This window comes from Blautia hominis (assembly GCA_002270465.1).
In the GTDB taxonomy this organism is placed as follows: Bacteria; Bacillota; Clostridia; order Lachnospirales; family Lachnospiraceae; genus Blautia; species Blautia hominis.
Genome location: NQOF01000001.1, coordinates 230,332 through 255,166 on the forward strand (window position 1 = coordinate 230,332; position 24,835 = coordinate 255,166).

Annotated in this window: 25 protein-coding genes and 2 tRNA genes; 13 read left to right on the forward strand and 14 right to left on the reverse strand. The window is 45.6% G+C overall.

What is annotated here, in order from left to right:
* Window positions 1-4: 4 nt before the first annotated feature.
* Window positions 5-1,390 (reverse strand): zinc-ribbon domain-containing protein, encoded by a 1,386-nt coding sequence (locus CI595_RS25940; protein WP_095170832.1) that lies wholly within the window; start codon window positions 1,388-1,390, stop codon window positions 5-7.
* Window positions 1,391-1,848: 458 nt separating this feature from the next.
* Between CI595_RS25940 and CI595_RS01060 the strand changes: the two genes are divergently transcribed.
* Window positions 1,849-3,288, forward strand: a complete 1,440-nt coding sequence (locus CI595_RS01060) for a S1C family serine protease (RefSeq protein WP_095170834.1) — start codon at window positions 1,849-1,851, stop codon at window positions 3,286-3,288.
* A 113-nt stretch (window positions 3,289-3,401) separates the two neighbouring features.
* Here CI595_RS01060 and CI595_RS01065 read toward each other — a convergent pair whose 3' ends face one another.
* From CI595_RS01065 to CI595_RS01085, 5 genes are all read right to left on the reverse strand, one after another.
* Entirely contained in the window at window positions 3,402-4,271 is an 870-nt protein-coding gene (locus tag CI595_RS01065; RefSeq protein ID WP_095170836.1) for an ABC transporter ATP-binding protein, read from the reverse strand.
* A gap of 4 nt (window positions 4,272-4,275) precedes the next feature.
* Entirely contained in the window at window positions 4,276-4,941 is a 666-nt protein-coding gene (locus CI595_RS01070; RefSeq protein WP_095170838.1) for a hypothetical protein, read from the reverse strand.
* 2 nt (window positions 4,942-4,943) lie between these two features.
* Window positions 4,944-6,014 (reverse strand): ABC transporter permease, encoded by a 1,071-nt coding sequence (locus tag CI595_RS01075; protein WP_095170841.1) that lies wholly within the window; start codon window positions 6,012-6,014, stop codon window positions 4,944-4,946.
* A gap of 101 nt (window positions 6,015-6,115) precedes the next feature.
* Entirely contained in the window at window positions 6,116-7,297 is a 1,182-nt protein-coding gene (locus CI595_RS01080) for a HAMP domain-containing sensor histidine kinase (protein WP_162291778.1), read from the reverse strand.
* Window positions 7,285-7,956: a response regulator transcription factor gene (locus CI595_RS01085; RefSeq protein WP_095170846.1), complete on the reverse strand. Its 672-nt coding sequence runs from the start codon at window positions 7,954-7,956 to the stop codon at window positions 7,285-7,287. The genes CI595_RS01080 and CI595_RS01085 overlap by 13 nt, the downstream gene beginning before the upstream one ends.
* Before the next feature lie 188 nt (window positions 7,957-8,144).
* Here CI595_RS01085 and CI595_RS01090 point away from each other — a divergent pair.
* The 12 genes from CI595_RS01090 to CI595_RS01145 all read left to right on the forward strand — a co-directional run bounded on the left by CI595_RS01090 (window position 8,145) and on the right by CI595_RS01145 (window position 15,472).
* Window positions 8,145-8,218: transfer RNA gene (locus tag CI595_RS01090), tRNA-Val, on the forward strand.
* 9 nt (window positions 8,219-8,227) lie between these two features.
* A tRNA-Ala gene (locus tag CI595_RS01095) sits at window positions 8,228-8,300 on the forward strand.
* Window positions 8,301-8,464: 164 nt separating this feature from the next.
* Complete coding sequence (locus CI595_RS01100) at window positions 8,465-8,680, forward strand: hypothetical protein (RefSeq protein WP_095170848.1); 216 nt, start codon at window positions 8,465-8,467, stop codon at window positions 8,678-8,680.
* A 271-nt stretch (window positions 8,681-8,951) separates the two neighbouring features.
* Window positions 8,952-9,347 (forward strand): BlaI/MecI/CopY family transcriptional regulator, encoded by a 396-nt coding sequence (locus CI595_RS01105; protein WP_095170850.1) that lies wholly within the window; start codon window positions 8,952-8,954, stop codon window positions 9,345-9,347.
* A 4-nt stretch (window positions 9,348-9,351) separates the two neighbouring features.
* Window positions 9,352-9,822 carry a M56 family metallopeptidase gene (locus CI595_RS27285; protein ID WP_408608175.1) on the forward strand — a complete coding sequence of 157 codons (471 nt, stop codon included), beginning with the start codon at window positions 9,352-9,354 and terminating at the stop codon, window positions 9,820-9,822.
* A 203-nt stretch (window positions 9,823-10,025) separates the two neighbouring features.
* Window positions 10,026-10,799, forward strand: a complete 774-nt coding sequence (locus CI595_RS01115; protein WP_095170854.1) for a nitroreductase family protein — start codon at window positions 10,026-10,028, stop codon at window positions 10,797-10,799.
* Between the two features lie 153 nt (window positions 10,800-10,952).
* Window positions 10,953-11,294 (forward strand): ArsR/SmtB family transcription factor, encoded by a 342-nt coding sequence (locus tag CI595_RS01120; RefSeq protein WP_095170856.1) that lies wholly within the window; start codon window positions 10,953-10,955, stop codon window positions 11,292-11,294.
* A gap of 24 nt (window positions 11,295-11,318) precedes the next feature.
* Complete coding sequence (locus CI595_RS01125) at window positions 11,319-12,068, forward strand: EFR1 family ferrodoxin (protein WP_095170858.1); 750 nt, start codon at window positions 11,319-11,321, stop codon at window positions 12,066-12,068.
* 67 nt (window positions 12,069-12,135) lie between these two features.
* Window positions 12,136-12,717, forward strand: coding sequence for an RNA polymerase sigma factor (locus CI595_RS01130; RefSeq protein WP_095170860.1), 582 nt, complete (start codon window positions 12,136-12,138; stop codon window positions 12,715-12,717).
* A complete protein-coding gene (locus CI595_RS01135) occupies window positions 12,710-13,462 on the forward strand; it encodes a hypothetical protein (RefSeq protein ID WP_095170862.1) in 753 nt (250 codons plus the stop codon). Before CI595_RS01130 ends, CI595_RS01135 begins: the two co-directional genes overlap by 8 nt.
* Window positions 13,450-14,325: an ABC transporter ATP-binding protein gene (locus CI595_RS01140; protein ID WP_095170864.1), complete on the forward strand. Its 876-nt coding sequence runs from the start codon at window positions 13,450-13,452 to the stop codon at window positions 14,323-14,325. The genes CI595_RS01135 and CI595_RS01140 overlap by 13 nt, the downstream gene beginning before the upstream one ends.
* Window position 14,326: 1 nt before the next feature.
* A complete protein-coding gene (locus CI595_RS01145) occupies window positions 14,327-15,472 on the forward strand; it encodes a hypothetical protein (protein ID WP_095170866.1) in 1,146 nt (381 codons plus the stop codon).
* 158 nt (window positions 15,473-15,630) lie between these two features.
* Here the strand turns inward: CI595_RS01145 and CI595_RS01150 are convergent, their stop codons facing one another.
* From CI595_RS01150 to CI595_RS01180, 8 genes are all read right to left on the reverse strand, one after another.
* Complete coding sequence (locus tag CI595_RS01150) at window positions 15,631-17,643, reverse strand: beta-galactosidase (protein ID WP_095170868.1); 2,013 nt, start codon at window positions 17,641-17,643, stop codon at window positions 15,631-15,633.
* A gap of 24 nt (window positions 17,644-17,667) precedes the next feature.
* Complete coding sequence (locus tag CI595_RS25945; RefSeq protein WP_147737680.1) at window positions 17,668-17,802, reverse strand: hypothetical protein; 135 nt, start codon at window positions 17,800-17,802, stop codon at window positions 17,668-17,670.
* A gap of 159 nt (window positions 17,803-17,961) precedes the next feature.
* Window positions 17,962-19,233 carry a diaminopimelate decarboxylase gene (locus CI595_RS01155; RefSeq protein ID WP_095170870.1) on the reverse strand — a complete coding sequence of 424 codons (1,272 nt, stop codon included), beginning with the start codon at window positions 19,231-19,233 and terminating at the stop codon, window positions 17,962-17,964.
* A 32-nt stretch (window positions 19,234-19,265) separates the two neighbouring features.
* Complete coding sequence (locus CI595_RS01160) at window positions 19,266-19,928, reverse strand: HAD family hydrolase (protein WP_095170872.1); 663 nt, start codon at window positions 19,926-19,928, stop codon at window positions 19,266-19,268.
* 256 nt (window positions 19,929-20,184) lie between these two features.
* Complete coding sequence (pyk, locus tag CI595_RS01165) at window positions 20,185-21,621, reverse strand: pyruvate kinase (protein ID WP_095170874.1); 1,437 nt, start codon at window positions 21,619-21,621, stop codon at window positions 20,185-20,187.
* 21 nt (window positions 21,622-21,642) lie between these two features.
* Window positions 21,643-22,488, reverse strand: a complete 846-nt coding sequence (locus CI595_RS01170) for a DUF1751 domain-containing protein (protein ID WP_095170876.1) — start codon at window positions 22,486-22,488, stop codon at window positions 21,643-21,645.
* A gap of 55 nt (window positions 22,489-22,543) precedes the next feature.
* A complete protein-coding gene (locus CI595_RS01175; protein ID WP_095170878.1) occupies window positions 22,544-23,485 on the reverse strand; it encodes a magnesium transporter CorA family protein in 942 nt (313 codons plus the stop codon).
* Between the two features lie 138 nt (window positions 23,486-23,623).
* Complete coding sequence (locus CI595_RS01180) at window positions 23,624-24,682, reverse strand: lactonase family protein (protein ID WP_095170880.1); 1,059 nt, start codon at window positions 24,680-24,682, stop codon at window positions 23,624-23,626.
* Window positions 24,683-24,835: the final 153 nt, after the last annotated feature.

Consider the following 24,835-nt stretch of genomic DNA (forward strand, 5'->3'; position numbering starts at 1 on the left):
AAGACTATTGTTCTACATAATAATTAGGATGAAATTTCAAACTTACCCCTTGTACACCAGTATATACCTCTAACTGAGCTTTTTGTCCTGGCGCGAAGTTCTTAATTTCCCCTGTATATCCAGTACTGATTATAGTTTCATTTTCATCCAACACATCAACACTACATCCAAAATATTCAAATGTTACATTTGTAGTGTTTTCCATGTTAACAATATATGTAATATTTCCATAACCATTATCCTTGGCTTCATAGGTATATCCACCAACCATATTGTTTATAGCCTCATTCAGCGTGTTTTGTTCATCAACAATTGATGCATCTGTTATTAATTCATCCAATGTTTTTTGATGTTCTTCATCTACAACCAGCCCATAATCATTTACAAAATCACGAATTAATAATACTCTTGTAGAATATATATCATTCCACATGACGTTATATTTATTAAAATCCATACTATAATAATCAATTGCCGTCAGTCCATTATTCAGCACTTCAATGTATTTTAATACTTTTTCACCCAAAGCTCCATCTAAAAATTCCTTTGATTGGAAATCACCAACATACTCTAATTCAAAATTAATACATTTTTTTATATACTCCATATATTCGGAGCTTCCCAATTTATCTACTTCCTTACCGAATTCTTCTATATATTCTGTTTCCGAGTAATCCCACCTATCAATTAATCCTTTGCTTAATGCTCTCATAAATTGACCATCAACAGTTTGTTCATAATTACATTTTTCATATAATTCTTTAGAATTCTTGTATTCGCCTAATTCCAAATATATTTGTCCTGCTTCACTATATTTTTCTTCATCTATAAGTGATTGGGCAAACAGATAATTTGATTCATTACTTTTTGTTTCAGCATCACCGTAGTCACCTAAACCATCGTACAGTTTAATAGCATCTTCATAATTCCCTTGGGCAAATAAATCATTAGCCATACTTAATTTACATTCTTTATGCTTAGCATCAGAATCTTTGTAGTCATTTAACTCTTGAAATATTTTTGAAGCTTCTGTATAATTTTTTTCTTCTATTAATTCCAATGCTTTATTATATAATCTCATATTTTCAGTCATAAAAAAAACAACAATACCACCAATTAAAATGACACCCGCAATGATTCCTATAAAACCTTTCGTTTTTTTACTTATACCTTTTTTCGCAGGATCATTATTTTTCTCATCAGAATCACTTCCTGTTTCGTCTACAATAATCTGACATTTAACATCTGGTATATCATCCGCAACTTCAGAAATATCACTCTCTTTAATATCTTTTGCACTATGAATAATGATTGGGCAACCACATTGAGGACAACTCACTGCCTTATCACTTATTTCTTTACCGCATTCTGGACATTTAATTAACGCCATATTACTATTCCTCCCTCATAATATTACTAAATTAACACAGCATCTTATTTGCTTTATATATTTTAATGTTTTAATTGTATCATAATACTACTAATATATCGACATAAAATCCTTTTTTCCTTCTTAGAATTTGACGCCCTCTTCAAACCGTTTCCGTTTTATCTTCACTAAGCTAATATTATTTCATGCAATACTTCAGTCAAAAACATCTGATATGTCATCTAACCATGAAAAAAAATTCCCACAGTTTCTAATCCCCTTTTGATATATCAAAGAAGATCATTTCCTCCCCATCTCACATCAGTTCACCAAATTTACACACTTCCTCCTCAATTTCATCACAGAATCAAAACATTTTCACCACAATTATCCGATATCCTATAGACATAAACAAAGAGACAACAAACATACAAACACAAACAAATAATAATAAATGTAAAATTGAGGAGGAATTCATTATGTCAAACTACTATGATTTTAATTCAGATAACAACAATAACAACGAGCTGACCCACTACCCGATTCTTTCAGACGGCCCTACAGGCGCACCGGAACCTGATAAAAAGCCATCCAAACGCAGCAGAAACAAGAAGAAAAACCTTGCAAAACGCATTGGTACCCTGACTCTGAGTGCTGTTCTTTTCGGGTCCGTGGCAGCCGGTTCTTTCCAGGCGGTCAATCATATTTACACCGCAAATGCGCCGGCGGCTTCCTCCGGTGCCTCAGCAGACAGCAGTGACAGTTCAAGATCCAGCCTTTTGAAAACAACGGCAGTTTCCGGCGGTTCCGGTACGAATACGGGAAGCCTGGATGTGTCCGATATCGCAGCATCGGCTATGCCCTCCATTGTTGCCATAACCAACAAATCCGTACAGGAAGTCCAGAATTATTTCAGCCAGTTCGGATACGGCGGATATCCGCAGACACAGGAGACAGAAAGCCAGGGTTCCGGTATTATCATCGGGAAAAATGATACGGAACTATTAGTTGTGACAAACAATCACGTTGTGGAAAACGCAGATACCCTTTCTGTATGTTTTATTGACAACAATGTACTGGAAGCAAAAGTAAAAGGTACGGACCCGGAGAACGATTTAGCTGTTATCGCAGTACCGCTTGACAGTATTTCCGATGAAACCATGTCAGCGATCGCAGTGGCTAACATCGGTGATTCTGATTCCCTGAAGGTAGGGGAGCAGGTTGTAGCCATCGGTAATGCACTGGGCTACGGCCAGTCCGTCACAACAGGTATCGCAAGCGCTGTAAACCGTACACTTTCCGATTCTTCTTCCGAGACGGGTACCGGCACAGATGACTCCGGTTCCGCAACTTATATCCAGACAGATGCAGCCATAAACCCCGGAAACAGCGGCGGCGCCCTTCTTAACATGAACGGGGAGGTCGTTGGCATCAACTCCGCAAAACTGGCATCCACAGAAGTAGAAGGCATGGGATATGCCATCCCCATGTCAAGAGCCTCTGACATTATCGAAACACTTATGAACAAAACCACCCGTGAAAAAGTTTCCGAAGGGGAACAGGGCAGTCTGGGAATCAAAGGTGCTGATGTTACAAGTGAAGCAGAAGAGATCTATGGTCTTCCAAAAGGTGTGTACATCTCAGAAGTCGTTTCCGGCAGTGCAGCCGAAAAAGCAGGCATCTCTTCCGGAAGTGTCCTGACAAAATTTGATGGTACATCTATCACAGATATCAGCCAGCTCCAGAGTCTGCTCCAGTATTATAAGGCCGGCGAAGCCGTGGATGTGACACTGCAGGTTCCGGGCCAAAACAACAGCTATGAGGAGAAAACAGTCTCTGTCACACTGGGAAACAGCACAGATTCCGGAAACTCACAGGAAGAAAACGCTCCTTCTCCGGCAATGAATAATTTCCGGTAACCGTTTTGGACTTATAATCTAAAAGATGTTATCATACATGAAAAATGACTCACAGCATAGAAAATGGCAGGCCGCGGAATTCATGGAACCGCGGCCTGCCTGTATCCAAATATTTAGAAATTCGACACATAAATATATGCGTCCTCCAATGTCACTTTTGCCGGACTGCATGGCACTTCCGGCTTCACCGGGCTGATCACCCGGACGGTCATGCCATCCTCCAGGATCTGTTTGGAGGAGACATGATATTTTTCTTCCAGCAGGCGCACCTGCTGCTCCTCTTCTGTTTTACATATCCAGGCATGCCCATCTGCCAGTTTGAGCAGCTCTCTCACAGAACCGCTGTAAAGCATTTTCCCTTTTTTCAGCACGGACAACTGGCTGCAGGCTGCCGCCAGGTCCTCCACCACATGGGTGGAAAATAATACGGTCCGCCCCACGGCAAATTCCACCAAAAGATTCCGGATACGGATCCTCTCCTCCGGGTCCAGCCCTGTTGTGGGTTCATCCACAATAAGAAACTCCGGTTCATTTAAAAGTGCCTGGATCAAACCCACTCTCCGTTTCATCCCTCCGGATAATTGTTTCATTTTCTTTTTCTGATGTTCCTCCAGGCTTGTTTTTTTCAGGTAATAGTCAATCCGCTTCCTGCATTCCCCCTCTGCGATACCGGACATTGCCCCCAGATATTCCAGGCACTCCCGGACCGTCAGATTGGGATACAGGGAAAGTTCCTGCGGAAGATATCCTATTTTCTTCTGAATGGAAGGATAATTCCTCTCCTTGTATATCAGATCATTCATCCTCACTTCCCCGGAATCCGGCCCAAGCAGTGTGGCAAGCACCCGCATCAGTGTGGTCTTGCCGGCACCATTTTCCCCAAGAAGCCCATAAACTCCGGATGGAATCGTAAAAGAAATATCGTCCAGGGCCTTTACCCCTTTTTGAAACGCAACCGTTACATTTTCTATCTGAATTGACATATACTCACCTACACCCTTTCTTCTTTCTAACTGTGTGTCTGCCAAAATCACCAACTGCCCAAATGCAGACCGCTCCAATAACAAGTGCTGCTGCTTTTCCACTGAGCCAGCTCATATCTCCGGCCTCCATGTTACTGCCTCCGAAGGCAAAGATCTGAAGAAAAGCCGGCAGTTTTACCGCGTTGCTGGATATGAGGAAAAACCAGAGGACAGCCGAAGCCCCCACTGACCCCCAAAGGCTGCCTGTGATCTTTGTAAAAAATACAGGGACAGCCTCAAACATAACAATACTCGCGGCTGTTGCCGCCATAGCGGTTAAAAACTGGCTGAGTTCCCTTCCTGCTATAAATGGTTGCTGTAGAAGATAAAACATACCATACCCCGCCGCTGCCACGCAGAACAAAAATACAAACTGTACAGCGAAACGCCGCATGATCGTTCTCCTTTGCATCTTTCCCGGTTTGATAGCCAGGATTTCCCAGGCTCCTCCGGGGATTTCCTGATAACAGGTATCTGCACACAGGACAAGTGTCAGCAGAGCAATATAGGTATCAATCGTAGGCCCAATCTCATCTACAGCAGAAACTCCCCTGACAAGCGCCAAAATGAAGATAAAGAAAAAGGCACAGATCATTTTGTAGGGCGGCAGACATATTTTAATCTCTTTCATTTCTATACCCTCCTTTTCTTCCAAATCTTTATACACCCCCAAATAACTCCTGCTGCCGCAAAAAGAAGCAGGGTTTGGTTCATAACAGCCAGGGGCGGCGGGGAAGTGTCCAAGAGCAGCCCCGGAAAACGTACGATGATAGCCAGCGGCCTTCCGTAATATCCATACTGTCCATCCGGTCCGATACTCCCCATATTTGAATAAACCATGTAAAGGATCAAAAGCGGTGTGGCCGGAAGCGGGTTTTTAAATATAAATGCCGTCAGGGCATATACGCAGATGACCATCAGTAGATTTGGCAGGATATAAACAATTGCCGCTCCGAATAAATCCCACACAGCTACCGGAAATCCCTGGTTTTTTCCATTCTGCAGACATAAAAAAGTGAAAAAGGATGTGATGAGAGCAAGAGGCAGCAAAAGTGCCAAAAAACCTCCCGTAATTTTCCCTAACACATACTGCCACGCCAAAACAGGTTTCGTATGGAGAAGCTCATAAGTGTTTTTTCTTGTATCCTGCAGAAATAAAAATGCCATTAACACAGCGGAAAAAAATACGAAGAACAGTCCTGCAAAATCCGCGAATTTTCTGGCAAAATATTCGGAATACCGCATCTGCCCGAATTTTTCTTCCATGTACGCGTTAACTTCCTCTGCGCTCCCCTGTCTAAGCTTTGCCTCCTGTAAGTAATAATCCGTCTTGGTGTAGCCGTAATGGTCAATCAGATAATCGCTAATTTCGTCTTGCTTGTATTTCTCTTTCAGAAACATTTCTGTTATCGCATCGGTCTCTTCCTTGCTGACATCCAGTGATTCCCTGAGTTCTCTGCAGATATCCGGCAGGGCCAGCTCAATCTGCTCCTCCTCTGTTGCCGGCAGATATCCGTCCATAATATCTGCATCTGCTATATTTTTCAGCTTGGCAGATGCAACCTGCGCGTCATTTTCCCAGTAATGCAGCTTCAGATAGGGCTGCAGGATCTGAAAAAGTCCAAAAACGATCAGCAGGATTCCCGCATAGTAGATCGGATTTTTCAAAAACCCTTTCAGCTCTTTTTTGATTATAACCTTCATAATGCATTCCTCCTTGTTATGCTTTGATCATAAACTATAAATAACAACAAAAAGACAACAAAAAGGCCGGAATTTCTTCCGGCACTGCATAATTTCTGTCTCTATTCTATTCTCTGCACATGAAACCCCGCCTTTACATAGGCACCGCCTATATCGGCACTGCCTAAAAGCAGCTTTCCTCCATGCTTTTCACAGTATAATTTGCTCAAATACATGCCAAGTCCAAAATGTTTCAGATCATCTGCCAGGTTATCATGATAGAAAGGTTTCGTGATTTCGTCCTCCTCCCCATGGAATCCCTCCCCGTCATCCCCAAGGCAGATAAAGAGCTTATCTTCAGAAACCTCCAGAGAGATAAGGATCATATGCCTGGCATACCGCACCGCATTTCCAAGAAGATTTTCAAAAACCTCACAGATGACAGAATAATCCCCCAGAAAACTCTCCGGTATATCCTCTGTTTTTATCACGGCCCGGCAATCTTCCCTGTCTGCCAGAACCTTTGCCGTATTTTCCATATACCGAAGCAGGACAGCCGTTTCTATTTTCTCATAATGGATCTCTCTATCTTCAATCCCTGACAGCCGCCGCATCTGCTCTACAAAAGCATTCATCCGGTCAATCTGCTGCATGCCGGACTGCAGGATCTCTTTTGTATCCTGCTCACTTAACTCTTCGCCCGGCAGAAATTCCATAAGGGTCTCCTGATATCCCCGGAGCACGGCAAGAGGGGAACGGATATCATGTGCAATGACAGCCTTCAGAGTCCGCTCCTGCTCCACCATGTTCCAGAGTTTCTTGTTATTTTCCTGGAGCTGGGAACGCATCCGGTCAAACTCACGGCAGAGCTGTCCCATCTCGTCTTTTTTCCTGTAATGCACAGGGAAATCCAAACGGTTTTCCTGTATCTTCCTGGAACCCTCTGTGAGAATTTCGAGAGGTTCTTTGATCTTATCCCTGTAAAAACAGAAAACTGCGATAATGCTTCCCGTCATGGGAAGGACCAGCATGGTCCAGGTTTCAACCGCATCGCAAATCTGTGATATGATATAGTCCCGGTAAACCATATCCTTTTTGTCAGGTCTTTTCACCTCGGCAGTATATCCGTACCCCACTTCATGACCCGACAGTATATCACGGTCCGTATATTGGATCCATATGTGTTTCTGCGTCTTTTCTGCTGTCAGGATAATACCTGCGGAGATAAAAAACGTAAGTATCAGTGCAGCAGCCACATAGAGTATGATCGTTTTCCTGAGCGAAAGATTTTTTATTTTTTCCATCGGTACCCACTTCCCCATACGGTTTCAATATACTCTGTCCCGGTATATTCCTCCATTTTTCTGCGGATCCTTCTGATCAGTTCCGTGATCACCCGGCTGTCTCCCTCCGCATCATAGCCGCATACTTTTTCGTATATTCTTTCTTTGTCAAATACCTGTCCGGGATTCCCGGATAAAAATTCTACGATATCATATTCCAGCTTTGTCAGTTCCAGTTCCCTGTCCCCAAACATTGCTTTCCTGGCACTGTAGTCCAGCAGCAGTCCCTCTTTGTATTTTAACCGGGTCTTGTGCCGGTTTCTCTCCTCCCGCTTTATATGCGCCGTGATTCTGGCCTCCAGTTCCTTCAGGCTGAACGGTTTGAGTATATAATCATCTCCCCCCGCCAGAAGGCCGTTTACCCTGTCCTGCTCCTCTACCCTGGCAGTGAGAAACAGGATCGGACAGGAGACCAATTCCCGTATTTTTACACACAGCTCCATGCCGTCCATGCGGGGCATATTGATATCCAGCAGGATCAGATCCGGGACATCCTCAATTTTCTCCAACGCCTCCATACCATCCTCTGCAAGCAGAATGCGGTATCCTCTTAAACGGAAATAATTCTCCAGCATTTTAAGAAGGGCTTTATCATCATCAACAAACAGTAATTTATACATATGTCCTATCTTTCCAGTCAGAGTTCATAAAATTCGATGCTGCTCCTGATTTTTACGAACATGCTGCTGCATCCTTTCCTAATACCAATCTTTAACTGGGATTATACTATAAAAATTTGTGATATACAAATTAATCTTACCTGAAATCCTCTTGCATTTTGAAAACAAAGTGCTATAATATTTCATATGGAAGCATAGCTCAGCCGGGATGAGCGTTCGCCTCACACGCGAAAGGTCAGGAGTTCGAGCCTCCTTGCTTCCATTTCTTTTTGGGGATATAGCTCAGCTGGGAGAGCGATACGTTCGCAACGTATAGGTCACGGGTTCAAATCCCGCTATCTCCATAATTTCTTTTTCACATCCCATAAAATAGCAGGATTTCTTCTGCTTTTCATAAAAACTTTACTCTTTTCACACAAATATCACCAACCCTTCACATTTTTTCCAAGAAATGGTCATAATTACCATATATACTCTTATTATAAAAAGAGTAAAGGAGGCTTAACACATGATAGGAACTTTAATGAATAACGGCCGCACCTGTGTTCTCAAAGAGAATGGCGGCAGCAAAAAGATAACCGTTCATCCGGAACAATATGTGTATGTGCAGGTCTCTAATGCGTGGATACCTGCCATACTGAAATATTCCGGTGAACGGCAGAACTGGTATTTTGAATACCTGCCCAAGCTGCCGGTGAACGGCTGCAGGGTTATGACTAAGTAAAAACAGGATACGCTAAGATAAACTGGGGGCTGTCGGTTAATACCGATTTTTAGTCCTTTACCCCAAAATAGGAAGATCCCGTAGGATCAGGTACTTTTCAGCACTTGATCCCTACGGGATTTTCCTATTGCCCAGGATCTGCCCTCTCACACAGACCTGTCCGCAGTCTGGGACCAAAAAGCCGCAGTAATGACCTCCTGAAATTGACAAGCTTTATGATATTGTCTATAATATTTTTATTACACATGTAAGATTTATGGAGGGATTTATTATGACTGCCTTGCCGCAAATATCCGAAGCCGAATTTGAAGTTATGAAAATCGTATGGAAATATGCGCCGATCAATACCAATGAAATAACCGAAAAATTATTACAAACTACAGCCTGGAGTCCAAAGACAATACAGACTCTGATCAAACGTCTCGTAACCAAAGGCGTCCTATCCTATGAAAAACAGGGCAGGGTATTTGTTTATACGCCGTTAGTAGGGGAAAGCGAATACATCAATCAGGAAAGCGACTCCTTTCTGAATCGTTACTATGATGGAGACATTACCAGTATGCTGTCTTCCTATCTTGAAAACGATAAACTGTCCGAAACAGAAATAAACTCGCTTCGCTCCCTCCTTTCCAAACGTCCCAAGAAAGGGGGCGGTTCGCATGGCTAATTTTATGATATGCTTTTTGTTCTGTAATATTTTTATCAGCGGTATCATCGGGCTTCTCTTAGCCGTCAAGCAGATTTTCAAAAACAACCTGTCCAGCCGCATGCACTATAATCTGTGGTTCCTGTTGCTGGGATTACTGACAGTTCCTTTTCTGCCATTTCGCCTGGCCGGTTTCCCTGAAATATTATCATGGACTGCCTCATGGTACAGTTTCCCTCCGCCCGATGCCGGAACGACTATGAGTGAATTATCCGGTGGAAGCCTAAACGGAACAAGGAATTGGATGAATGATCTTACGCTTTCCGTAAGCAGCAAGGCACCTTCCCTTGCCGTATATATAGTATCAGGGATATGGATAGCAGGGATCTTTGCCATGGCTCTGTTGGCGTTCCGAGCATCCGTGCGGTTACATCAAGTTTTGCCACCAATATCAGCGCGGATGAAAACGCTGCCGGAAGTGATGCGGCAGAAATAACAATGTCCATATTATCCGATTTAAATATCTGGAAATAAAAATAAGATCGGGCAGAATCTGCTCTCCCACAGGCACATGGGAAACACCCAGACAGCAGCGCCAGGATCAGTTAATTTTATTGGTAACGTATTTCTTTACCAATATTGTATTCTTTTCCTCTTTTGTTATAATGGTTAATGATCTTTAACGAAAGGAGTTACCCCATGTCAAATCATTCCGTAACCATTGATACAGCTTCATGCATTGGCTGTGGTTTATGTGCCGGGACATGTGCCGCACATAATATAGAGGTAAAAAACGGAAAGGCGAAAACCATACTGGAGGACTGCGTCCTGTGCGGACAATGCACTGCAGTGTGTCCCAGAGAAGCCGTCACGATCAGCGGCTATGACGCAAAACCAATCGCTAAAAAAGGAACTGTGCGCCTGGATCCCGATGAAGTCCTGGACGTTATCCGTTTCAGACGCACGGTCCGGCAGTTTCAAAAAAAGGAGATCCCCCAGTCTGTGCTGGAACAGATTCTGGAGGCAGGCAGCCTCACACATACTGCTAAAAATATGCAGGATGTTTCCTTTGTTGTCCTAGATAAAGAAAAAGACACGGTGGAACAGATGGCTGTCCGTATTTTTAAAAGGCTCAAACCCATTGCGGACTTATTCAGCCCCATGGCAAGGCTAAATAAAATACACAAACATTTTTTCTTCTTCCAGGCCCCTGTTGTCATTGTCATTCTGGCAAAAGAGAAAACAAATGGGATTCTTGCAGCACAAAATATGGAGTTTGTAGCAGAGGCTCACGGACTGGGGGTACTGTTCAGCGGATTTTTTACTTCTTCTGCCAATCTCTCACGGAAGATCCAAAAAACACTGCAGGTTCCCAAAGGAAAAAAAGTGGCTGCTACCTTGGTGTTAGGTTATCCCGGGGTAAAATTTCTCCGCTCCGCTCAGCGTGAAAAACCGGATGTCAAATATATGTAGAGGGTAACTGTTCAGTACCCTGACAGTTACAGGCAAAAATCCATGCAGAATCGCCTTTGGCGATGGGATTTTTGCTTGGCTGCGGAATGCTTTCTTACGGTCAGCGCAGTGAATGCGCAGACCTACTGAATAGTTACTGTAGAGGATCAGAAAATGGAAAAAGAATGTGAAGCGCGTTTACAGGATATTGTCTATGGCTTTCGGAATTGCAGAAATGCATTTACCGCTATCGGTGATGAGACAAGACAGCTGATACTGCTTGTACTTTTGGAAAGTGACTTATCCGGCATCCGGGTTGGGGAGATTGCAGAGAAAACACATCTGACAAGACCATCTGTATCCCACCATCTGCGGATTCTAAAAGACGCAGGAATCGTCAATATGAGAAAAGAAGGAACAAAAAATTATTATTATGTCAGTTTGGATGAAACCCAATGGAAGAATATGACCGATTTGATCAATCTTATATATGAGAGTATCCGTCATATCCGCTGAATATATCTCAGAGAGGAAACGATTATGATATTATATTTTTCAGGAACAGGCAACAGTGCCCATATCGCGCAGAAAATTGGTGAGAATATATCCGATGAAACACAAGATCTGTTTAATAAAATCCGTGACCACGATTTTTCCCAACTGCATTCAGACACTCCCTGGGTGATCGTCTCTCCTACCTACGCATGGCGTATTCCCCGTGTTCTGCAGGAATGGCTGACTAAAACAACGCTTACGGGAAACAGGGATATTTATTTTGTCATGACATGTGGAAAAAATATAGGAAATGCCGGTGCACACATAAAAAAATTATGTACATCCAAAGGTTTACATTATAAAGGATGTGCAGCGGTGGTCATGCCCGAGAATTACATTGCCCTGTTCAGCGCCCCTGCAGAGGGCGAGGCACGTGAAATTATCCGCCGTGCTGAAGAGAAGATAAACAAGGTATCTCTTTTGATCAAAAATAAAGAAAATCTCTTACAACCTGCCGTCACTTTTAAGGACAGAATAGACAGCGGGGTTATAAACGATATATTTTACCCTGCCTTTGTACATGCTAAAAAGTTTTACGCTACGGATGCCTGTATTTCCTGCGGCAAATGTGAAAAAGTCTGTCCCATGAAAAATATCACGCTGGAAAAAGGAAAGCCTGTGTGGAGTGATCACTGTACACACTGTATGGCCTGTATCTGCCGCTGTCCCACTGAAGCGATCGAATACGGAAAGCACACCAAAGGATTGTCCAGATATGTTTTTTCGGAAAAATGATAAAAAAATAAAACCTTTTTCTTCCTTCCCGGGTTATATATAATGGAAGACAGGAAGGGGGGAGCCTATGGATGACAGAAAAATGATCAAAGAAATACAAAACGGCAGAAAAGAATACCTGAATCTGCTGGCGGAAAAATATTACAACGACATTTACCGCTTCTGCTGTTACCAGACCGGCAACCCCGATTTTTCCTATGATCTGGCGCAGGAAACTTTTCTTCGTTTCATACGCTATGTGGACAACTACCGTTATAAAAATCTGAAAGGCTATCTTCTTACCATAGCCAGAAATGTCTGTTTTGACTATTTCACCGGGGAAGCTGCCTCTCACCGTCATCTTACCTTTTCGCCTCTGGAAGAATCCGCCCCGGAAGATCCGGCCGTCCGATATGCTGACAGCTCCGGGATACAGGACGATCTGCTGGGGGCTGTTATCCGGGAAGAACGTTCCAGACAGTTGGTGCAGGCGCTTATGAAACTGCCGGATATCCAGAGGGAAGTTATTGTCCTTCACAGTCTCTACGGCCTGAAGCACAGAGAGATCGCGCAGATTACCGGCACCAGTCCATCCACGGTGAAATCCCGGATGAAGCAGGGCATGGAAAAATTGAAGCGCACATTAAGGAAGGAGGATTTCTATGGCTGACACGAAAATACCCGTACCACCCATCCCCGTAAACCGGGAAAAAAAAGAAGCTTCCCTGAAAACCGTCCGTGCTGAGATAGACGCATTAGATCTGAAAAGACATATATCCATGCCAAGGCTGCTGCTGGACCAAATACATTATATATCTTTGGAATACTGGATCATACAGTCTTTCTTTTTGATCGCTGCGGTTGTCCTGCTGACCTGTTTTGGTTCTCTGATAAAAGGCAGCGAAAATATTCTGCCGCCTGTCTGCGCCCTTTCTTCGGGTCTGGGTCTGGCGGCTGTGCTGGAACTGGCCAAAAGCCGATCCTGCCGTATGGCAGAATTGGAACAGAGCTGCTGCTTTAACCTGGGACAGATTTGGGCGGTGAAACTGGTTTTTTCAGCGGGCGTCAACTTATGTATTCTGACTCTGCTGCTTTTCGGTATTCGGGATCAGGCAGGGTACAGCATTTTTGCCCTCTGTCTGTATCTGCTTGTCCCATTTATTTTTTCCCATGTTTGCTATTTTTTCCTGTTGTCAGCAAGAAGGCTCTCCTCCCAGAAAATGATCCTGAGCGGAACCCTTTTGCTTGTCTTCCTGTTTTCCCTGTTTCCCGCAGCCTTTCCGAAAGCATACCAAAGCCTCTATCTGCCCCTATGGGCCATGGCACTGGCAGTCGGAATTGTGATTCTGGCCATAGAGCTGCACAGGCTGTTTTACAGTTTAACCACAGGAGGTAAAGAATTTTGCTGGAATTAAAAGCACAAAATGTCACAAAGCATTATAAAGAAAAGACAGCCGCAGACCATATCTCTTTCATACTGAAAAACGGTGTGTACGGACTTCTCGGGGAAAACGGCGCAGGCAAGACTACACTTCTGCGCATCCTCTGCGGTATTCTCATGCCCGAAAAAGGGGCGGTAACACTGGACGGCATTTCCATCCATAAAATGGGGGCATCCTACCGCACCCTGCTGGGATATCTGCCCCAGGATTTTGGCTATTACCCGGACTTCACAGTGAAACGCTATTTACTCTATCTGGCATCCCTAAAAGCACTTCCCAGAGAACGGGCACTGACCCGATATAGGGAAATGCTGGAGCTTACAGGACTCCAAGAGGAGGAAAAGCGGAAGATCAAACATCTCTCAGGAGGCATGATACGAAGGCTGGGGATTGCCCAGGCCCTGCTCAATGACCCGAAGATCCTGCTGCTGGATGAACCCACGGCAGGCCTTGACCCAAAGGAACGCATCCGTTTCCGAAATATCATCAGTTCTCTTGGACATGACCGGCTGGTGCTCCTCTCCACTCATATTGTGTCGGATGTGGCAAATGCTGCTGACAGGATACTGATCATGCGCAGGGGGAAGATCATAGAAGATCAGACACCGGATGCCCTGATCCAGACGGCCTCCGGACATGTATGGGAAGTTACAGCCTCCCCCCGGGAGGCGGAATCCATTCAGAAGCAATTTCCTGTGTGCAATGTGAGGACAGAAGGAGAAAACCTGCGGATACGCATTCTCTCCCGTAATTGTCCATCTCCACATGCCAGCCAAGTACAGCCTGACCTGGAAGACGCTTATCTCTATGTCACAGAAAACAGGGAGGTGTGCTGATATGCTGTTCCGAAATGAATTGTACAAGATCTGTTCCAGGAAAATACTTATGATCGGAGCACTGCTGGGCTTTTTATTCATGGCAGCCTATGTTCAGATGTCTGCCCTTGGCACAGAATTTGTTTTTGATAACGGTACCTGTCTGAGAAGAACACAAGCCATTCAATATGACCGGGAAATCGCCCGCCGCTACGCAGGCCCCCTGACCCGGGAAAAGGCGGAGGCTGTCATACAAGAATTTGGCTGGCATATAAATGATAATGATCTGGATACAGAGGATACAGGCGATACTGCACCTGGCTATTATGCCAATTCCACCAGCCGCTTTGTGACCACCCGCCTTTCCAACTCCAGATCCCAGGGGGGTGTTCCCACTGCCCTTGCCGGTACGGACGACAAGTATGCCGCGGAAATGATGAGCGGAGAATATGTATACGGCTATATCGGCGGCTGGGACAACACCTTCAGTGAAACGCATATGATGGTCCTCTGGATCGTCTCTGCACTGGTGATCATTTCCTGTGCTCCTGTCTTCTCTGAAGAGTACGCGGGACAGGCGGCCGATATTCTGCTGACCACACAAAACGGAAGGACAAAGACAGCGGCTGCCAAGATCCTTGCAGCATTTGCGTGGGCAGGCGGCATATACCTTCTGTTTACCCTGCTTCTTACAGGGGCCTTTCTGTCTATTTATGGCAGCGACGGCCTTGCGGTCAGCGCAGGCCTTTCTTTTCCCGACTTGATCACAGGCAATCTATTTTGGAATGGCGACCCCAAAAGGACCACCGGTGCCGTACTGCTGGTTTATCTGCTGGCAGGGCTTTTTTCTGTTCTCGTGACTGCTGCCATAACGCTGTATATTTCCTCTGTAAAAAAGAGCTCTTTTTCCACTCTGCTTTGGTCCGCTGCTGCTTATCTGCTCCCTGCAGCCCTTTACACCGTTTTCCTTGTGGAAATGAGACCCGGCAGGATCGTAATGCTGCTCCGGATGCTGTTCCATTGTCTTCCGTTCTTCCTGCCGCTCCATGAACTTACCTCCGCGCCCTTTGCTTACCGTTTGGGCAGCTATCTGATCTCAGGCATTATTCTGGTCTTTGCCTGCCTGTTCGGATGCAGGAAATACTGCCGCTATCAAGCGGGAAAATAGACTCATCAGAGTTCCCACATACAGGCATGGCCGCTGTCTCCAAAAAGTCTTTGGTACGTTCCCATGCAACAGACAACGAGTCCGGCAAGCCGGACTCGTACGCAAAATGGCAACAGTTCAGAAAGGCTGAACTGTTACGCGAAATGATCCTATAATGGTTATTGTTCTTCCAGGATCAAAAGGTTCCATTTCTGTAAGAACAACTTTTCCCCTGCCCTCTTGGTCTCCCCTGAAAACAGCTCTGTCCATGTTCCCTCCGGGCACACAGCCTCCTGTTTCTCTCCGGAATAGTTGAGGAAATAATACACCTGTTTTCCCATTTGGTTTCTGCCGCCCCGCACAATGACCGGGAATCCGCAGGAACCTGGATTCGGATGGATCTGGCAGTCATTTAAAAGTTCTCCCAACAGCTTTTTCAGCAGTTTTGGGCTGAACATACATCCCAGGTACACAGCTTTTCCTTTGCCGAACGTATTCTCTGTGACTGCGGCATACTGGCCCCAGTTGTCATGCACATACCGGAGGACCGTCTCTGCCCCCTTTGCCTGAATACATTCCATGAATACCTCTGCTTCCTCTTTCTCCTGTCTGCTGCAAAGTCTGCCTTCCAGGTATGTATCCTCCGGGTATGTAAACTGATTATACAGGATCCCGAAGCATTCAGACAGGATATGAGGCTGGGAATCATGGTAAACTTTCACATTCTCATTGGCATAAGCAGTCTTGAACGTACCCAGAAGACATCCGCCGTTCTGCGTAAATTTTCTGATCCTGAGAAGCGTCTCCTCCGACACACAGTAGAGCGCGGGAAGGATCAACATCTTATAATCTTCCAGATTTTCCGCCTCCGGCGACACAAGATCACATTCCACATTCATCTCATAGAGGGCATCATAAATCCAGCGCACCACATCGTTGTAGGAACTCTTCTGCTCCGGACTGCCGTGGATCGGGAACCATTTCAGACCTGACAGCGCTTCATTGCTCACCATAATGGCAGCCTTATTCTCTTTTTTCAAATGGAGCAAATGGCTTCCCAGACGCTTCATTTCATTTCCGATGACCACTGCTTCCCGATATGTCTTGTTCTCAGCAAAATCATGGCTTAACAGCCCCCTCCAGTAAGTCTCAAAGGAATTATGGATGGAGTGCCAGTGCCAGTATTCCACGCAGTCCGCTCCGCCTGCCAGATGGGAAAATGCCTGCAGCCTGAGCTGCCCGTCATAAGGCACCCACTGGGTAAAGCCCTGAGCCTCGGTCTCCAGCACATAGTAGTTGTCCTGCTTTAAGGAACGTGTCAAATCCCCGCCAAAGGCGATCTCCTTCCCCGTCAGCTTTGACTGGGTCGGATGATAGATATCACACCCTGCAACATCCAGGCATTTGGATACATGGAAATGATTTACCTCCGGCTGTACACCAAAGGAATGGTTCCTCCACTCAAAATCAAAGTTATGTGTGATAAACTGGTCTTCCCTCTTATATTCCCCTACAAGGGCTGCCTGCCAGGACAGAAATTCCGTCACCAGGCCCCGCTGGAATTTTTCAAATTCACAGCCCAGACTGCCGTTGATCGTCCCTCTCACATCGGGAAAATCCTCCCAGGAATGCAGGGCATTGCTCCAGTAATTCATGCCGAATTCCCGGTTCATGGCTTTCACATCACCTTGGAATTTGTCTTTCAAGTAAGCAATAAATGCCTCCTGTACGCGTTCCCCTGCGGTCCCGTAATATTTTGTCTCATTGTCAATCTGATAGCCTATGACACACGCTCTGTCCTTCACATGATCCATCAGTTTTCTTATGACACGTTCACTGTAAAACAGATAATGGCGGTTGGTGATATCCATGATCTGTCTTGCCCCGTAAATACCCCGGCCCTGTTTTGTCACTGCCATCACATCCGGATGCTTTTTCTCCATCCAGGCCGGAATGGCATAGGTTGGCGTGCCCACGATCACGTGGATACCGGCCTCCTCCATGGCATCCAGAACCCGGTCAATATGGTAAAAATCAAACACCCCATCCTGGGGTTCCAATGTGCTCCAGGTGGATTCCGCGATCCTCACCAGATTGATCCCTGCCTTTTTCATCATTGCAACATCTTTTTCCAGTCTGTCATAAGGCATATATTCATCATAATATGCCACACCGTAGAGTAATTCATCCATATATTTTCTGCTGTCCTTTCTGGTTTATACAAGGCAGCTTTCTGATGAAGGTGCAATGACCGGAACCTCTTCTCCGGCCTTTTTCATCTCCTCCTGAAGTTCCTTTGCAAGCTGCGCTCTGATATCTCTATACTTATCATCTTTTGCCAGATTCGTCAACTCATATGGATCATTTTTTAAATCGTAGAGGAAATCTTCCTCATAATAGCCGCTTTAAGGGTACAAGTTACCGTCAAGCCCGGGAGCATGTATGCTGTAAGACTCTTATACATAAAACGCCCCAGGCCGGCTTGTCTCCGGTCTGGGGCAGTATCTCTCTTATTGATCCAGTTTACTGTAAATATCAAAACAATCCAGGGTTGCAAAGTAATCTTTCGGCGTTTCCGCGCGGCGGATGAGCTGTGTGCTGCCGTCTTCCTTCAGAAGGATTTCCGCGGATTTTAGTTTTCCATTATAATTATATCCCATGGCATAGCCGTGTGCACCTGTGTCATGGATGACCAGCAAGTCTCCTTTTTCGATTTCAGGCAGCATGCGGTCAACTGCAAATTTGTCATTGTTCTCGCACAGGGAGCCTGCAATATCGTATTTGTGGTCACAGGGTTTGTCTTCTTTTCCCATGACCGTGATATGGTGATAGGCACCGTACATGGCAGGGCGCATCAGATCCACCGCACAGGCATCCACGCCGATATACTCCTTGTGGGTGTGTTTTTCATGGATGGCTTTGGTTACCAGACAGCCGTATGGTCCCATCATAAAACGTCCCATTTCCGAATAGATCGCCACATCCCCCATACCGGCAGGAACCAATACTTCCTCGTACACCTTTTTCACACCTGCTCCGATGACTCGGATATCATTTGCCTCCATATCAGGGGTATAAGGAATGCCCACGCCACCTGACAAGTTGATGAACTTAATATCTGCCCCGGTCTCCTGTTCCAGCTTTACGGCAAGCTGGAAAAGTTCTTTTGCCAGCACCGGGTAATACTCATTTGTCACCGTATTGCTGGCCAGAAATGCATGGATCCCAAATTCCTCCGCACCTTTTTCCTTGAGGACGCGGAAGGCTTCAAACATCTGCTCTGTGGTCATTCCGTATTTTGCATCCCCAGGATTGTCCATGATGCCGTTCCCCATCTCAAACACACCGCCCGGATTATAGCGGCAGCTAATGCGTTTTGGGATAGCACCCAAGGTCTTTTCCAGGAAATCAATATGTGTGAAATCATCTAGATTAATGGTGGCTCCCAATCTGCCGGCATACACATAATCCTCTGCCGGTGTGTCATTGGAGGAGAACATAATGTCATCCCCTGTGCAGCCCATGGCTTCGGACAGCATCAACTCTGTGTAGGAGGAGCAGTCACAGCCGCAGCCGTATTCTCTTAAAATATCCACCAGAAAGGGATTTGGATTTGCCTTCACAGCAAAATATTCCTTAAACCCTTCATTCCAGGAAAATGCCTCTTTCACTGCTTTCACGTTCTCCCGGATCCCTTTCTCGTCATACAGGTGAAAGGGCGTTGGGTATTTTTTTACAATTTCATCCAACTGTTCTTTTGTGACAAATGTTTTTTTCTCCATTGAAACTTTCTCCTTTGGTAATTTCTTTTATATCAACAATTTTCAATCCACCTGGCAACGGCAAGCAGGGATTCCATTTTGCCGTCCAGCAGTTGGTCCACCGGTGAGGAATCCGTGAGCAGGTCGGGTATCATTATGGTTATCATACCTGCTTTGTGGGCAGAGCGTATGCCGTTGTAAGAGTCCTCAAGGGCAAGGGCATGGGCCGGGCTGACCTTCAGCGCTTCGCAGGCTTTCAGGTAAATCTCAGGGGATGGTTTTGCCTCGGAAACCATACTCCCTGTGATGACAGCCGTAAAATATGCGGTTATCCCTTCCCGTTTCAGATTGTTCTTTGCATACTCGTGGCTTGATGAGGTTGCCACCGCCATGGGGATCCCCCGCTGTGCCAGCACATCCAGAAGTTCATGAAGCCCTTTCTTTGCCGGAAGGCCATTCTTCTCCTCATACTCCCAAAATGCTTTTCTGTATTCATCCCGGAACTGTCCGAAGGGAAAATCTTCCCCGTACTTGTCTTTAAAGTGGCGCTTTCTCTTGTCTACATTAAAACCAAGGGTATGAAAAATATTATCCCCCAGCTTTCCGTATCCCATCCGCTCTCCCGCCACATCCCAGGAGTATTTTACGATCCTCTCACTGTCAAACATCAGGCCGTCCATGTCAAAAACAACGCCGTGGATTTCTTTTTTCTCCATAGTTCTGCTCCTTTTTGTACGGATACTATCATAACGGTTTTTTCCGCATTTTGCAACACAAAAACTCCCCAGATATACTGGGGAGCCTCAGAAAAGTTACTGTACACTCCGTGTTCAGTAACACGCTTCGCGATGCACAGATATGGAGCATTCTGCCCCATATCGCGCTGGCTGCCTCGGGATTTTCATGCTTCCGGCATGAAAACACCTCCCGGTACAGTGGCCTGTGTACAGTAACTCAGAAAATCATAATTTTTTATTTTACTTCGATCACATGGAGCATATTGGTAACATTCTGCTCATCCTTGCGGCTGTTGGTAGCCGGGTCACCGGCGGTGAAGACTGCAAGCTGGCCTTTTTTCACAAGGCGTTTGCGTTTTACGGTCTCCATGGCACTTGTCAGGATGTTCTCTGTAGTGTCTTTTGTATTGCCTTTCAGCGGTCTGACACCCCAGTAGAGCTGCATTTTGTGCTGTACAAACTCGTTGGGTGTGATAGCGTAAATGGGCATAGTCGGACGGAAGCTGGATACCAGCCTTGCGGTCTTGCCTGACATAGTCGGTGTGATGATACAGTCCGCATCAATATTTCTGGCTGTGCGGACAGATGAAATACCGATGGCACTGGATACCAATGTCTGTTTGTACATGGTCCTGTGCTGGATGTATTTGTCATAATCCACATGTTTTTCTGTATCCTCAGCAATCTCCCCCATCATAGTCAGGGCTTCTACCGGGTATTTACCTGCTGCGGTCTCTCCGGAAAGCATGACTGCATCGGTTCCGTCATAGATGGCATTTGCCACATCCGCCACCTCCGCACGCGTTGGACGGGGATTACGGATCATAGAATCCAGCATCTGCGTGGCGGTGATGACCGGAATATAGTTTTCATTGCATTTTTTGATGATCAGCTTCTGGATGTAAGGTACTTCCTGGGCCGGTATCTCCACACCCAGGTCGCCTCTGGCCACCATGATGCCGTCTGCGGCTGCAATGATCTCGTCAATATTCTCAACACCCTCTGCGTTCTCGATCTTTGCAATGATGCTGATCTGCTCTGCATGATGCTCCTGCAGAATCTTGCGGATCTCCTTGACACCTGCTGCATTCCTGATAAAAGAAGCGGCGATGAAATCAATATCCTGCTGGATACCAAAAATGATATCCGCCTTGTCTTTCTCTGTGATAGCCGGAAGTTTCACTCTGACGTTAGGTACATTTACGCCCTTTTTCTCCCCCAGCTCTCCGCCGTTGGCAACTGTACAGACAATATGGTCCTTTTTCACAACCTTTACGTCCAGCTCAATAAGACCGTCATCGATCAGGATCTTATTGCCCGGTTTGACCTCTTTTGCCAGTCCGGGATATGTGATGGAACATCCTTTTTCATTACCTGTCATTTCTTCCATATAGAGAGTGAAATCTGCGCCCTCTGTCAGAGTTACTTTCTTTCCATCCTCCAGGACTCCGGTACGGATTTCCGGGCCTTTGGTGTCAAGGAGTATAGCTACCGGCTTATCCAGCTCTTCTCTGACATTTTTCAGCAGGTTCATACGGTTACGCTGTTCCTCGTAATCCCCGTGTGAAAAGTTGAAGCGGGCCACATCCATGCCGTGTCTGACCAGCGCTTTCATTGTGGCTTTTTTGTCCGTATTCGGACCCATGGTACATACAATCTTCGTCTTGCGCATAAATTCCTCCTAATGATATCGTCACTTTATATGTTCATGAGTAAAAAGATGATCCTGGCAGTATTCATAGTTGCCGTTGCATTTGGAGCAGAAACGGAATTCCAGGTTATCCCCGTCCTTTTCCGTCCTGCCGCACACCGCGCATTTATGCTTTGTCACACCCGGTGCCATTTTGGGATGGACTGCTTTTTGAAACTGCTGCCGCCTGTGCACCTCTTTTGGATTGATATGGTTGTAATTCCTGGTGGCAAAAAAGAAAACAATGAAGTTCAGCAGGGATGCAATGATCATCATTCTGATTGACCAGATCGGTGTCTTTATAAAGTTATAAACCAGGTATGCCACATCCAGATATGCCAGCCACTTGATCTTCACCGGAATGATAAAGTACAGAAGAAGCTGCATATCCGGATAACTGGCTGCAAAAGCCAGGAAGATTGACAGGTTGATATAATATGTGGAGATAGCTGCCATCCCGTACAGGGAATTTACTGGCCCTTGTATGAAATACAGCAGAAAAGCACCGATGATCGTGCTTAAAATACCTCCCAGGATATAGACATTATATCTGAAATCTCCCCACGTCTTCTCAAGGGAAGTACCCAGGGAATAATACAGTGCAAGCATGATGATGGTAAATATATTAAGCCCGGATGGAGGAATCAAAAGCCAGCTCACAAGTCTCCATATCTGTCCTTGCAGAATGTGGGCGGGACTCAGCATCAGATAAGCGCTGATCGGAATTCCTGTAACGTCACCCAGAAAATAAAGTACATATCCGATCACATATAGCAGGATGATGTACTTTGTCAGATTTCTAATGGTGAAACGCCCAAACTTCCTTTCCATTTTGTTCAAAAAATTCATAAATTCTCCTCGTTTCTGATATCAATATTCCCCCCTCAGGGAAACTTTCCTGTCTTTAGAAAAGATTTTTCTTGGAGAAGATCAATGCAACCAGTAAGCTCAGGACCAAAGACAGCACGATCACGATCACAAACCCATAAGGACTCCCCGCAAAAGGCATCCCCGAGGTATTCACGTTCATGCCGTAGGCACTGAATATCATGGTCGGAATGGACATGACAATGGTCACGGTTGCCAGAAACTTCATGACGATATTCAGATTGTTGGAAATAACAGATGCAAAGGCATCCATCATCCCGCTCAGAATACCGCTGTAAATATTGGCCATCTCAATGGCCTGCTTGTTCTCCACGATAACATCCTCCAAAAGGTCTGTGTCATCGGGATACTGTTTGATCCGTTCCACTTTCAGGAGCTTCTCCAGCACCACCTCATTGGAACGCAGGGACGTGGTAAAGTACACCAGGGATTTTTCCAGTTCCAGAAGCTCGATCAGTTCCTGGTTTCTGGTTGAAGCGTGAAGCTTCTCCTCCACTTCCTCACTCTTTTTATCTATGATACGCAGATAATGCAGGAACATACTGGCATTATTATAAAGGATCTGCAGAATAAATCTGGTCTTCATATAAGTATAGAAGTTCCGCACACGGCCATCCATGAACTTTCCAAGTACAGAAGTATCCTCCAGACACACAGTGAAGATCATTTCATTGGTCACAATGATGGACAGAGGAATGGTCCCAAACCAATCCTTGTCACCGCGTTCCTCAATTATGGGTGTGTCAACCAGGATAAGGGTGTAAGTATCCTCCACCTCAATACGGGAGCGCTCTTCCTCATCCAGAGGCGCCCGCAGATCATCCACCTCTATCCCATACTTGTTGGAAATTTCAAAAATCTCTGTTGCTGTGGGATCCGTGAGGGCAACCCAGCATCCCTCAACGGCTTCCTCCACCTGATGCATTTTTCCGTCTATTGTTTTGAAAATTCTGATCATGTTATCTCCCTTCACGCCCCATAAACGGGCGCAAAGATGTCAGACGCGCCTGCCTATGGGGTTTCTACTCTTTATTTTATTGTCTTGATTCGATTTCCCGGGACAAGGCCCACCTTCCATGATAACACTTCCTTTCTTTTATTCTTCCTCACATTTGTGGAATATAATACTGTTTGGTGTCTCCACCTTCAGCGGTTTCCCTTTCATAACCAGCAGTTTGTTCTCATAATCAATGGTAAATGTGGTGATGGAACTGGATTCGTGGTTCACCACTGCCAGATGCTTTCCATCCGGGAATATCTCCAGATCCTTTGGATACTCACCGCTGATGGGCAGTATAAACTGCTTTTCCAGACTGCCTGTCTCCTCATCCACTTTGAACATGGACACTGTATCTTCCCCTGCTGTGGAGCAGAACAGATACTCTCCGTCCGGTGACAGACACATGCCGGATGTGGCATCATGGGTCTCATCATCGTGGGACACCAATGTGCTTTCTGTCTGGATCAGCTCGAAAACAGGATTCTTGCCGCTTCCGTCGTAACGGTATACCTGGACTTCATTGCTCAGCTCAAAATTCAGGAATGCAAATTTGCCGTTTGGACTAAATTTGATCAGTCTCGGTCCGGACTCCCTCACACAGCGCAGGACATCCACAAGCTCCAGCTTACTGGTCCTGGCATTTACCCGGTATATCTTCATCTGGTCAATGCCGTTGTCCACTGCACAGAGATATTTTCCATCCGGTGTGGGACGCACACAGCTTACATGGGGACGGAAGTTCCGCTCCGCAACACTTCCCAGTCCTCTGTGGAATACCCCGTCCATGACGCTTCCCAGGCGTCCGTCCCTGTGGGTATGTACCACGGTAACCTTACCGTCATGATAACCTGCCACATAGAGATACTTTCCTTCCTTGTCGGTGGACAGGTGGCAGCCTCTCATTCCGTCAATGTCTACTTTATTAATAAAGGTAAGATCTCCGTCCGAATCAATTGAAAATACAGCAACTCCTTCGTCGGCAATGGAATAGAGATATTTCCCATTTAATGATATGGCCAGGTGGGAGGAATTATTTACAGGAATGACTTTTTTCTCTGTAAGTGTCCCCTCTTCTACATTTACATCATATAAATGGATTCCGATACTGCTTCCATGGGTATACGTTCCAACATATGCAACATACTTCTCTTTCATTTATGCAATACCCTCCTGTTTTATTCTGATTCTCCCCGGTTGGCAGGGATTTCCTGCCGCTATCCGTGGTCTAACGACATTCTACCACAAACTTTTTCTTTATACAATGCAATTCCCGCCAAATTCGCAACATTTATGTTGACAAGGTTTGTG

Bases quoted from the DNA above. Each gene is read 5' to 3' on its own strand.
- CI595_RS25940 (WP_095170832.1), bottom strand. From the start codon at position 1,390: ATGGCGTTAATTAAATGTCCAGAATGCGGTAAAGAAATAAGTGATAAG.
- CI595_RS01060 (WP_095170834.1), top strand. From the start codon at position 1,849: ATGTCAAACTACTATGATTTTAATTCAGATAACAACAATAACAACGAG.
- CI595_RS01065 (WP_095170836.1), bottom strand. From the start codon at position 4,271: ATGTCAATTCAGATAGAAAATGTAACGGTTGCGTTTCAAAAAGGGGTA.
- CI595_RS01070 (WP_095170838.1), bottom strand. From the start codon at position 4,941: ATGAAAGAGATTAAAATATGTCTGCCGCCCTACAAAATGATCTGTGCC.
- CI595_RS01075 (WP_095170841.1), bottom strand. From the start codon at position 6,014: ATGAAGGTTATAATCAAAAAAGAGCTGAAAGGGTTTTTGAAAAATCCG.
- CI595_RS01080 (WP_162291778.1), bottom strand. From the start codon at position 7,297: ATGGAAAAAATAAAAAATCTTTCGCTCAGGAAAACGATCATACTCTAT.
- CI595_RS01085 (WP_095170846.1), bottom strand. From the start codon at position 7,956: ATGTATAAATTACTGTTTGTTGATGATGATAAAGCCCTTCTTAAAATG.
- CI595_RS01100 (WP_095170848.1), top strand. From the start codon at position 8,465: ATGATAGGAACTTTAATGAATAACGGCCGCACCTGTGTTCTCAAAGAG.
- CI595_RS01105 (WP_095170850.1), top strand. From the start codon at position 8,952: ATGACTGCCTTGCCGCAAATATCCGAAGCCGAATTTGAAGTTATGAAA.
- CI595_RS27285 (WP_408608175.1), top strand. From the start codon at position 9,352: ATGATATGCTTTTTGTTCTGTAATATTTTTATCAGCGGTATCATCGGG.
- CI595_RS01115 (WP_095170854.1), top strand. From the start codon at position 10,026: ATGTCAAATCATTCCGTAACCATTGATACAGCTTCATGCATTGGCTGT.
- CI595_RS01120 (WP_095170856.1), top strand. From the start codon at position 10,953: ATGGAAAAAGAATGTGAAGCGCGTTTACAGGATATTGTCTATGGCTTT.
- CI595_RS01125 (WP_095170858.1), top strand. From the start codon at position 11,319: ATGATATTATATTTTTCAGGAACAGGCAACAGTGCCCATATCGCGCAG.
- CI595_RS01130 (WP_095170860.1), top strand. From the start codon at position 12,136: ATGGATGACAGAAAAATGATCAAAGAAATACAAAACGGCAGAAAAGAA.
- CI595_RS01135 (WP_095170862.1), top strand. From the start codon at position 12,710: ATGGCTGACACGAAAATACCCGTACCACCCATCCCCGTAAACCGGGAA.
- CI595_RS01145 (WP_095170866.1), top strand. From the start codon at position 14,327: ATGCTGTTCCGAAATGAATTGTACAAGATCTGTTCCAGGAAAATACTT.
- CI595_RS01150 (WP_095170868.1), bottom strand. From the start codon at position 17,643: ATGGATGAATTACTCTACGGTGTGGCATATTATGATGAATATATGCCT.
- CI595_RS01155 (WP_095170870.1), bottom strand. From the start codon at position 19,233: ATGGAGAAAAAAACATTTGTCACAAAAGAACAGTTGGATGAAATTGTA.
- CI595_RS01160 (WP_095170872.1), bottom strand. From the start codon at position 19,928: ATGGAGAAAAAAGAAATCCACGGCGTTGTTTTTGACATGGACGGCCTG.
- pyk (WP_095170874.1), bottom strand. From the start codon at position 21,621: ATGCGCAAGACGAAGATTGTATGTACCATGGGTCCGAATACGGACAAA.
- CI595_RS01170 (WP_095170876.1), bottom strand. From the start codon at position 22,488: ATGAATTTTTTGAACAAAATGGAAAGGAAGTTTGGGCGTTTCACCATT.
- CI595_RS01175 (WP_095170878.1), bottom strand. From the start codon at position 23,485: ATGATCAGAATTTTCAAAACAATAGACGGAAAAATGCATCAGGTGGAG.
- CI595_RS01180 (WP_095170880.1), bottom strand. From the start codon at position 24,682: ATGAAAGAGAAGTATGTTGCATATGTTGGAACGTATACCCATGGAAGC.